The sequence below is a fragment of the Actinomycetospora sp. 2LY8.5 genome, assembly GCF_057180585.1.
This window is the reverse complement of sequence record NZ_JBXUHE010000002.1, coordinates 422,486-432,391: the sequence shown is the minus strand read 5'-3', so window position 1 is coordinate 432,391 and position 9,906 is coordinate 422,486. Positions and strand designations below refer to the sequence as shown.

The window sequence follows — 9,906 nt, the reverse complement described above, 5'->3', positions numbered from 1 at the left end:
AACCACCCCCCGACCTCACCCACCACCTCCACCAACACCTCCCCCCACACGCCCACCCCACCACCATCACCACCCTCAACGAACTCCCCCTCACCCCCAACGGAAAAATCAACCGAAAAGCACTCGCCCAACTCACCCAGAACACCGAACCCCAGACCACCACCCTCCACCGGCCACCCGAGACCTCCACCGAGAAGATGCTCGCAAGCCTCTGGGCACACCACCTCGGTATTTCCGAGATCGGGCTTGACAGCAATTTCTTCGCCCTCGGCGGCGATTCCCTTCTCGCGACGCGACTCGTCACATCCGTACGCCGCGAACTGCGCGTGGAACTGTCCCTGCGCGACATCTTCACGAACCCGACGCTCGCGGATCTCTCCGCGGCCGTGGCGTCGGCGACCGACGAGGCCCACGACCTGGAGGAAGGGACGCTGTGAGCGTCAGCGAACTCATCACCGAACTCGAGAGCCTCGGCGTCCGTCTCTGGGAGGAGGACGGGAACCTGCGGTTCCGCGCGCCGCGCGGTGTCGTCACGGAGGCGCGGAAGGCCGCGCTGCTCGAGCACAAGCAGGCCGTGCTCGAGCAGTTGCGACGCGACGCGGCGCCGGTGCGCGCCGAGCCCGACCCGGCGCACCGCCACGACCCGTTCCCGCTCACCGACGTCCAGAGCGCCTACCTGCTCGGGCGCGGGAGCGCGTTCGACTTCGGCGGCGTCGCCTGCCACGCCTACGTGGAGGTCGCGACGGGCGACATCGAGCCGGGGGTCGTGGAGGACGCCTGGGCCGAGATGATCGCCCGCCACGACATGCTGCGCGCCGTGGTGTCCGCCGACGGCCACCAGCGGGTGCTCGAGGACGTCGGGCCCTACCCGGTCCGCGTCGCCGACCTGCGCGGCGGCGACCCCGTCTTCGCCGAGCGGGTCGTGGCCGCGACACGCGCCGAGATGGACCACACCGTCCACACCACCGACGTGTGGCCGTTGTTCGACCTCCGGATGACGCGCACCGACGGGCGCACGCTGCTCCACCTGTCGCTCGACCTGCTGATCGCCGACTACGCGAGCGTCCAGTTGCTGCTCGACGAGCTGCTCGGCCGCTGCCACGGTGTGACGCCGCCGGAGGTCCCGGAGATCACCTTCCGGGACTACCTGCTCGCCGAGCGCCGGCTGCGTGACACGAGCGCCTACGAGCGCGACCGCGCCTGGTGGACCGCCCGCGTCGACGACCTGCCCGCCGCCCCGGACCTCCCGGTGCTCGACACCGCCCGGGAGGCGCCGGCACGCTTCCGCCGTCTGCAGGACGAGCTCGAGCCCCACCGGTGGGCCGGGCTGCGCGAGCGCGCCACCCGTCACGGCCTCACGGTCACCGCTGCGGTCCTCGCGGCGTACGCCGAGGTGCTCGGCACGTGGAGCCGCTCGCGGCGCTTCACCCTCAACGTGCCGCTGCAGAGTCGTCTCGACCTGCACCCCGGCGTGGGACGCCTCGTCGGCGACTTCACCTCCGTGGACCTGTTGGCGGTCGACCACACCTCGGGTCTCGACCGGGTCGCCCGCGCCCGCGCGCTGTCGGCGCAGCTGTTCGAGGACATGGACCATCGCCTGTTCACCGGAGTCGAGGTGCTGCGGGAGGTGGCGCGCCGCCGCGGCCGCGACGCCGCCCTCATGCCCGTGGTGTTCACCAGCGCGCTCTCCGCCGACGAGCAGCGCGGCGCCGCCCGCGCGGGGCGCGTGGTGCACGGGGTCAGCCAGACCCCGCAGGTCTGGATCGACTGCCAGGTCCTCGAGCAGGACCACGCCGACGATCGTGACCTGCTCCTGAGCTGGGACATCCGCGAGGGTGTGTTCCCCGACGGGGTCGTCGAGGCCATGTTCGACACCTTCGTCGGCCTGGTGGGGGCGCTCGCCGACTCCGACGAGGCCTGGGCCCGGACCCGTCCGGTCGGCCCACCGGACGCGCAGCTCGCCGCGCGCGGACGCGTGAACGACACCGCCGTCCCGCTGCCGGAGGCCCGGCTGCACGACGCCGTGGTGGCTCAGGCGGGGCGCACGCCGGACCGGCCCGCGGTGATCGCCCCCGACCGCACGCTGACCTACGGCGAGCTCCTCGCCCGCGCCGACGGTCTCGCCGACGCGCTCCACACGCGCGGCGTGACGACCGGCGAGCGGGTGGCCGTCGTCATGGACAAGGGTTGGGAGCAGGTGGTGGCGGTGCTCGGCATCCTGCGCGCGGGTGGCGCCTACCTGCCGATCGAGGAGTCCCAGCCGCCTGCGCGGCGCGACCGGATCCTCGCCGACGCGGGCGTCCGGGTGGCCGTGACGCAGAGCGGGCCGACCACCGGGGCCGTCGAGTCCCTCGCCGTCGAGTCCCTCGCCGTCGACTCCCTCGAGCCGCGACCGGGCGCCGGCCCGGACCTCGTCCCGTGCACGCCCGACGACCTCGCCTACGTCATCTACACGTCGGGCTCCACCGGCACGCCCAAGGGCGTCATGATCAGCCACCGCAGTGCGCTGAACACCGTCCAGGACGTCCTGCGCCGGTTCCGGTTCACCGGAGACGACCGCGTGCTCGGCCTCGCCGGTCTCGCCTTCGACCTGTCGGTCTTCGACGTCTTCGGCCCGCTGGCCCTCGGCGGGGCCCTCGTGCTGCCCGCCGCGGACCGGCGCGCGGACCCCTCCCACTGGGCCGACCTCGTCGCCGAGCACGGCGTCACGGTGTGGAACTCGGTGCCCGCGCAGCTCCAGATGCTCCAGCACTTCCTCGGCGCCGAGCCGGAGCGGACCCTGCCGACGCTGCGGCTGGCCATGCTGTCCGGCGACTGGCTGCCCGTCGCCCTGCCGAACCAGATCCGCGGGCGGGTCCCGCAGCTGGAGGTCGTGAGCCTGGGCGGTGCCACCGAGGCGGCGATCTGGTCCATCTTCCACCGCATCGGCGACGTCCTCGCCGAGTGGCGCAGCATTCCCTACGGCCAGCCGTTGGCGAACCAGTGCTGGGCGGTCCTCGACGCCGAGATGCGCCCCTGCCCGGACCACGTGACCGGCGAGCTCTACATCGGCGGCGCGGGCCTGGCCCTCGGCTACCTCGGGGACCGCCGGCGCACCGAGGAACGGTTCCTGACCCACCCCGTCACCGCCGAGCGGCTCTACCGCACCGGGGACCTGGGTCGGTACTGGGCCGACGGCACCATCGAGTTCCTGGGCCGCGAGGACGACCAGGTCAAGATTCGGGGGCACCGGATCGAGCTCGGCGAGATCCGAGCCGCGCTCACCGAGGCCGACGGCGTCGCCGCGGCCGAGGTCGTGGTCACCGGCGCCGACGCTCGGACGGGGGGCGGCCTCGACCGTCGTCTCGCCGCGTTCGTCGAGCCGGAGACGCGCCCCGACCCGGCCCCGCAGCTCCGCGCCACCGTGCACACCGCCGCCGCACGGGCGGCGGCGACCGTCTCGGCCCCCGTCGACGCCGGCCGGCTCGGCGCCTTCCTCACGGGCCTCGACCAGCTCGCGCTCGACGGCATGGTCACCACGCTGCGGGCCGCCGGGCTCCGCACCGACGGCGCGGCCCACACGGAGACCACGATCCTCGAGCGGCTCGCGGTCATCCCCGCGCACCACCGGCTCGTGCGGCGGTGGCTGGCGGCACTCACCGCCGCCGGTCGCCTGCACACCGACGACGGCGCCTACCGCCTCGTCGACGGGCCGCCGGGCCCCGCCACGTGGGACGGCGTCGCGGAGCTCGAGCGGGAGCTGGGTTACGGCGCGGGCCTGGTGACGTTCCTGCGGGAGACCGCCGGGCGGCTCCCGGCCCTGCTGCGCGGCGAGACCGAGGCCCGGGACCTGCTGTTCCCGGCCGGCGGCACCGACACCGCGCGCGGCGCCTACCGCGACACACTGGTCAACGCCCAGCAGAGCGCGATCGTCGCCGCGGCACTCGGTGAGGTCGCCCGGGCGCACGCCGACTCACCGGACGGGGACCGACCGCTGCGGGTGCTCGAGGTCGGCGCGGGCGTCGGCGCGGTCACCGACGACGCCCTCGCCGCGCTCGACCGGGCGGCCGCGACCTCCGGGATCGGTGTCGACTACCTCGTCACCGACGTCTCCCCCGCGTTCCTGCACAGCGCCCGGGAGCGCCTCGGCGAGCGCGACGGGGTCCGGTTCGGCCGCTACGACATCGACGCCGACCCCGCCGGCCAGCCGGTCCCCGCCCACGGCGTCGACGTCGTGCTGGCCGGCAACGTCCTCCACTACGCGAGCGATGCCGACCTCGCGGTCCGCCGGCTCACCTCGCTCGTCGCGCACGGAGGGTGGCTGATCTTCTCCGAGGCGATCGCCGACAGCCCGGTCCTCATGGCGTCGTTCGAGTTCCTCGAGCAGGACGCCCCGGAGTTCACCGACCGGCGACGCCACACCGTGCGCACCTTCCTGTCGCGTGCGGAGTGGACGGAGATCGTCGACGGCGCGGGAGGCGAGGTCGTGGCCGCGCTGCCCGGCGACGACGACGCGCTCGCCGCCGTCGGCCAGCAGGTCGTCATCGCCCGCTGCGGCGCGGACCGCGCACCGCTGCGGGCCGACGCCCTCGCCGCGGTGGTGCGCGAGCGGCTGCCCGAGGTGATGGTGCCGGGCCACCTCGAGGTCCTCGACGCGCTCCCGCTGACCACGAACGGGAAGGTCGACCGGGCCGCGCTCGCCGCCCGAATCCCCGTCGAGGGTGCGGAGCACGACGAGGCCGCGGGTGACGAACCGCAGGACGGCCTCGAGGCGCTCCTGGCGGGGATCTGGGCCGAGGCCCTGGGCCGCGAGAAGCTCGGACGACGCCAGGACTTCTTCGAAGCGGGCGGCGACTCGCTGCTGGTCGCCCAGGTCGCCGGACGCATGCGCGAGCAGGTCACCGAGGCCGGCGTCGTGCACTGGGACAGCCTCGTGCGCCAGATGATGCACCAGCCGACCGTGGCCGCCCTGGCCACGTTCCTGCGGGAGGCCGGCGCCGAGCTGCCCGCGGCCGGCGGGGCCGGCGGGGTGGGACCTCGCCGGGCGCAGGTGTCGCCGCTGGTGCCGCTGGGCGAGCGCACCGCGGTCCCGGGCGAGCCCGTCCGGGTCCTCGTCCACGAGGGCCTGGGCGTGCTCACGCACTTCCGACCGCTGGTTCGCGCGCTCTCCGACGATCTACCGCTCGTGGGTCTCGCGATCAACGACGTCGAGCCCTACCTCGAGCTCGCGCCGGGCGCGCTCGTCGACCGGGTGGCCGCCGACTACACGCGCAGGCTCGTCGACGCCGGCCACACCGACGTCCACGTGGTGGGCTACTGCATGGGCGGTCTGCTCGCGACCGAGCTCGCCCGCCAGCTCACCGAGGCCGGTGCGTCGGTGCGCAGCCTCTCGGTGATCAGCAGTTGCCGCCTGCCGTTCGTGGTGGAGGAGGAGCAGGTGGCCCGGTACGCCTTCGCGGGCCTCATCGGGGTGGCGCCGGACCGGGTCGGGTTCCCGATCGACGAGGACCTCATGGGCCGTGCGGTCCAGCGGCTGCTCGCCGCGACGCCGGGCCGCATCCCCGAGGGCGCGTTCGCCGCGCTCGACGGCGACCCGGAGCTCGAACGGGTGGCGACGCTGTTCGCGGCGAGCGCCGAGCGGACCACCGAGGAGTTCCTGGACCAGGTCGTCGCGGAGCTCGAGTCGCGCGGGCGAGACCGGGAGACCCGCGATCACGTCCTGGGCATCTATCGCATCTTCCGCCAGAGCCTGCGGGCCATCGCGGTCCACGAGCCCGACGTCTACGCGGGCGACCTGACCTACCTGCGCCAGTCCGGCGAGCCCTCGTTCATCCCCGGCCTGCGCGAGGACACGAGCGCGTTCTGGGGAGCGGTCACCCTCGGCGAGTACACGGTGGTCGACATCGGCGGGGACCACATGAGCTGCCTGTCGCCCGACCACGTCGAGCGGGTCGCCGACGTCCTGCGCACCGGTGTCCCGGTGGAGGCCGTCCGATGAGCGCGGCCACGACGACACCGACGATCGGGATCGTCGGCGCCTACGGCGCCGTCGGCGAGTCCGTCGCACGCCACCTCCACGAGCTCGGCGGCGTGCACCTGCGTGTCGGCGGCCGCGACACGGCCCGCAGCCGGTCCCTCGCCCGCGACGTGCTCGACGGGCGTGCCGAGGTCCGCCGGGTGGACATCACCGACCCCGGGAGCCTGGCGGCCTTCTGCGCGGGTTGCCGGGTCGTCGTCAACGCGACCGGGCCGTTCTTCACCGTGCTCGACACCGTCGCGCGCGCCGCGCTGGCCGCGGGCGCCGACTACGTCGACCCGTCCGGCGACGACCGGATCCACCACGGCCTGGTGGACCCGGCCTCGGGGCGGACCGCGGTGCTCGCCGCGGGCACGGTGCCCGGCCTGTCGGACCTGCTGCCCCAGGTGCTCGCCGCGCAGGGCTTCGACCGGCTCGACCGCCTGCAGTGCTTCTTCGGCGGCCTGGACCGGGTGACGCCCTCGACCGGGGCGGACCTGGTGCTGAGCCTGACCAACGGCTACGGCGAGGCACTCGCCGCCTGGCGCGACGGGCGCCGCGTGTCCCGGGCCCTCGCGCCGGGCCGGGGGGTCGAGCTGCCGTTCTTCCCACGGCCGGTCACCGCCTACCCGTTCCTGTCCGTCGAGCTGGAGCGGCTGGCGTCACGGCTCGGCGTGAAGGAGGCGTCCTGGTACAACGTCTTCGACGGCGAGCGCGTCATGAACGTGCTCAGCGGCCACCGCGGCGAGCCCACCGAGGCCCGGCTCGCGGCCGCGGCCGACGACCTCGCCCGGGCCGCCGCGCTCGACACCGCCGGCCGCGAGACCTATCAGCTGCTCGTGTTCCAGCTGGCCGGCGCGGTGGGCGACGAGCCGGTGACGCGCACGCTGGTCCTGCAGGTCCCCGACGGCTACGTGCTCACCGGCGCGGTGTCCGCGCTGACCGTCGAGCGGATCCTCGCCGGCGCCATCGCCCCCGGCGCGCACCTCGCCGCCGACGTCCTCGACCCCGACGACGCGGTGACCTGGCTGCGCGGCCTGTCCTCGGTGGGCGCGCTCGACATCACGACCGACGTCGCGCTGATCGACGACCTCGGCGACACCGACGACTTCTTCGAGGAGGAGGCCCTATGAGCACGACGGTGACCACGACCGTGGCCGAGACCGCGCCCCGCACCGGACGCCGCGACCTGCCCCACCGCCCCAAGGTCGTCGTCGCCGGCACCCGATTCGGTCGCATCTACCTCACGGCGTTCCTCGGTGACGGGGGCGACAAGGCTCCGTTCGAGCTCGCCGGCATCCTGTCGACGGGTAGCGACCTGTCGCGCTCCTGCGCCGAGTACTACGACGTCCCGCTCTTCACCAGCGCCGGAGACGTCCCCGACGACGTCGACCTGGGCGCGGTGATCGTGCGCGCGGGCATCTCCGGGGGCGACGGCGCGCAGGTGTCCAGCGCGCTCATGGAGCGGGGGATCCACGTGGTCCAGGAGCACCAGCTGCACCCCGACGAGCTCAGCGAGTGCCTGCGGGTGGCCCGTGCGCACGACGTCGTCTACCACGTGAACACGTTCTACGTGCACGTCGACCCGGTGCGCCGGTTCGTCGCGGCGGCCCGGCGGCTGCTGGCCGACCAGCCCGCGCTGTTCGTCGACGGTGTCTGCGGGGCGCAGTTCTTCTACTCGTTCCTCGACATCCTCGGCCACGCCCTGGGCGGGCTGCGGCCGTGGGCGTTCGCGCCCACGGCCGAGCTCCCCGCGGCACTGCGCGAGCGATCGTCGCTCTCACGGCCCTTCCGCGCCCTCGACGGCGTGATCGCCGGCGTCCCGGTCGGCCTGCGGGTGCAGAACCAGCTCGACCCCGCCGAGCCCGACAACCACGTCCACGTCCCGCACCGGATCACCCTCGGCACCGAGGGCGGGACGCTGACCCTGGTCGGCAACCAGGGCCCGGTGGTGTGGACGCCCACGTTCCACATCCCGCGGTCGTCGGAGGGCCGCGTGCGCGTCGACGAGGCCGATGCCGAGCACCTCGGCTTCGAGGCCGCGACCCGCCTGGACCCGCCGACGTCGGCGACCTACCGCGAGCTGTTCCGGGACACCTGGGCCGCCGGGGTGCGGCACGCGCTCGAGACCCTGTCCGGGGCGGTGCGCGCCGGGGACCCACCCATGCGCCAGGGGCAGTACCACCTGAGCCTGTGCCGTCTCTGGCAGGACGCGACGACCGCGCTCGGCTACCCCGAGCACGTCACGATGGCGGTGCCGCGGCCGCTGCCGGCGACCGACCTCCGCACCGCCGCCGAGGCCGTGGGGCCGGGACCGGCCCGATGACGGACGACGGCCGCGCGGCGTGGCTGCGTCGCTTCGACCCGCGACCGGGCGCCCGGGTCGAGCTCGTGTGCTTCCCGCACGCCGGCGGGACCGCGGCGTTCTACCGGTCCTGGTCGGGGCACCTGCCGCCGACGATGGAGCTGGTGGCGGTGCAGTACCCCGCCCGCGCCGACCGTCTGCGCGACGAGCCCGTCGGCGACCTGGACCGGTTGGCCGACCGGATCGCCGGCGCGCTCGACGATCCGGCCCCGCCGCCGCGGGTGCTGTTCGGCCACAGCATGGGCGCGGTCGTCGCCTTCGAGGTCGCCCGACGCCTCACCGCGCGCGGTCACGACCCCGCCCACCTCGTCGTCTCCGCGCACGGTGCCGTCCAGCACCACGGCGGCGGGAAGCTGCATCTCGCGAGCGACGACGAGCTGGTCGACGAGCTGCGCCGCCTCGACGGCACCGAGGCGTGGGTGTTCGACGACCCCGACGTCCGCACCATGATCCTGCCCGGGGTCCGCGCCGACTTCCGCGCCATCGAGACCTACCGCTACGCCGGGCCCTCGGAACTGCGGTGCCCGGTGACCGCCGTCGGCGGCCGCGAGGACACCGAGGTCGCCCCGTCCGAGCTCGACCCCTGGGCCGAGCTCACCGCCGGGGGGAGCGAGGTCCGCGTGCTCCCCGGCGGCCACTTCTACCTGGTCGACGCCCGCGCCGCGGTGACCGCCGACCTCGTGCGGCTCGCCGGCCCCGCCGCCGGCTGGCCCTCGTGTCCCTGACCCGTTCCGCTCTCCGAGAGGTGACCGTGACCGACCTGCAGACCGTCCCGCCGCCCGACACCTCCGTCGTCGACGACGGGCAGAGCGCGGTGGACGCGTACACGACCTCGGCCGAGTTCTACGGCGTGATGGCCAAGCCGCTGTGGGTGGGACGACGGCCGATCCTCACCGCGGCGCTCGCCGGCACCGCCGCCGACCACGGGCCGGTCCTCGACGTCGGCGCCGGCACCGGGCTGTCCATCGAGGTCATCAGCGACGCCGTGCCCGACGCGCGGATCGTCGCCGTCGAGCCCTCGGGCATGCGGGTCGCCCTGATCAGCCGGCTGCTCGGGCGGGAGGACCTCCTGCGCAAGGTGTCCGTGATCGCCAGCCGCATCCAGGACGCGGATCTGCCGGACCGGCTCGGAGCCGCCGTCGTCCACGGGGTCTTCGGGCACATCGACAAGCCCGACCGCCTGCGCCTGTGGCAACAGTTCGCGCAGCGGCTCCCGCCCGGCGCCCCCGTGATCGCCGACGTCATGGTCGTGACCGAGCTCGAGCCCGTCCCGCTGATGCGGGTCAGCCACGATCGCATCGGGGAGGACGACTACGAGGTCTGGACGGTCGGCGAACCCCGCGAGGACGACCTCATGCACTACACGATGATCTACCGCGTGCTCCGTGCCGGGAGGACCGTGCGGCAGTGCAACGTCTCCTACCTCTGGCACACCTTCGGGATTCCGACGCTGGAGGAGGAGGCCGCCACAGCGGGATTCCGATGCCACCGCGTGGCCCGTGAGTTGGCCGTGTTCTCGCTCCCCTGAGCCGCCGTGGCCTCCGGA

At 74.3% G+C, this 9,906-nt stretch carries 6 protein-coding genes; all 6 read left to right on the top strand.

Annotated elements, in window-relative coordinates; all coding sequences use genetic code 11:
- Positions 1 to 437: phosphopantetheine-binding protein (locus AC2A1K_RS04370; RefSeq protein ID WP_483895084.1), on the top strand; the 437-nt coding region annotated here is incomplete at its 5' end.
- Positions 434 to 5,977 carry a non-ribosomal peptide synthetase gene (locus AC2A1K_RS04365; protein WP_483895083.1) on the top strand — a complete coding sequence of 1,848 codons (5,544 nt, stop codon included), beginning with the start codon at positions 434 to 436 and terminating at the stop codon, positions 5,975 to 5,977. The genes AC2A1K_RS04370 and AC2A1K_RS04365, both read left to right, overlap by 4 nt.
- The gene (locus tag AC2A1K_RS04360) at positions 5,974 to 7,128 is read left to right on the top strand and encodes a saccharopine dehydrogenase NADP-binding domain-containing protein (protein WP_483895082.1); all 1,155 of its coding nucleotides are present in this window, start codon (positions 5,974 to 5,976) and stop codon (positions 7,126 to 7,128) included. Before AC2A1K_RS04365 ends, AC2A1K_RS04360 begins: the two co-directional genes overlap by 4 nt.
- The gene (locus tag AC2A1K_RS04355) at positions 7,125 to 8,321 is read left to right on the top strand and encodes a Gfo/Idh/MocA family oxidoreductase (RefSeq protein WP_483895081.1); all 1,197 of its coding nucleotides are present in this window, start codon (positions 7,125 to 7,127) and stop codon (positions 8,319 to 8,321) included. The genes AC2A1K_RS04360 and AC2A1K_RS04355 overlap by 4 nt, the downstream gene beginning before the upstream one ends.
- Positions 8,318 to 9,085 carry a thioesterase II family protein gene (locus AC2A1K_RS04350; RefSeq protein WP_483895080.1) on the top strand — a complete coding sequence of 256 codons (768 nt, stop codon included), beginning with the start codon at positions 8,318 to 8,320 and terminating at the stop codon, positions 9,083 to 9,085. The genes AC2A1K_RS04355 and AC2A1K_RS04350 overlap by 4 nt, the downstream gene beginning before the upstream one ends.
- A gap of 26 nt (positions 9,086 to 9,111) precedes the next feature.
- On the top strand, positions 9,112 to 9,888 hold the full coding sequence (locus AC2A1K_RS04345; RefSeq protein ID WP_483895079.1) for a class I SAM-dependent methyltransferase: 777 nt from the start codon (positions 9,112 to 9,114) through the stop codon (positions 9,886 to 9,888).
- Positions 9,889 to 9,906 lie beyond the last annotated feature (18 nt).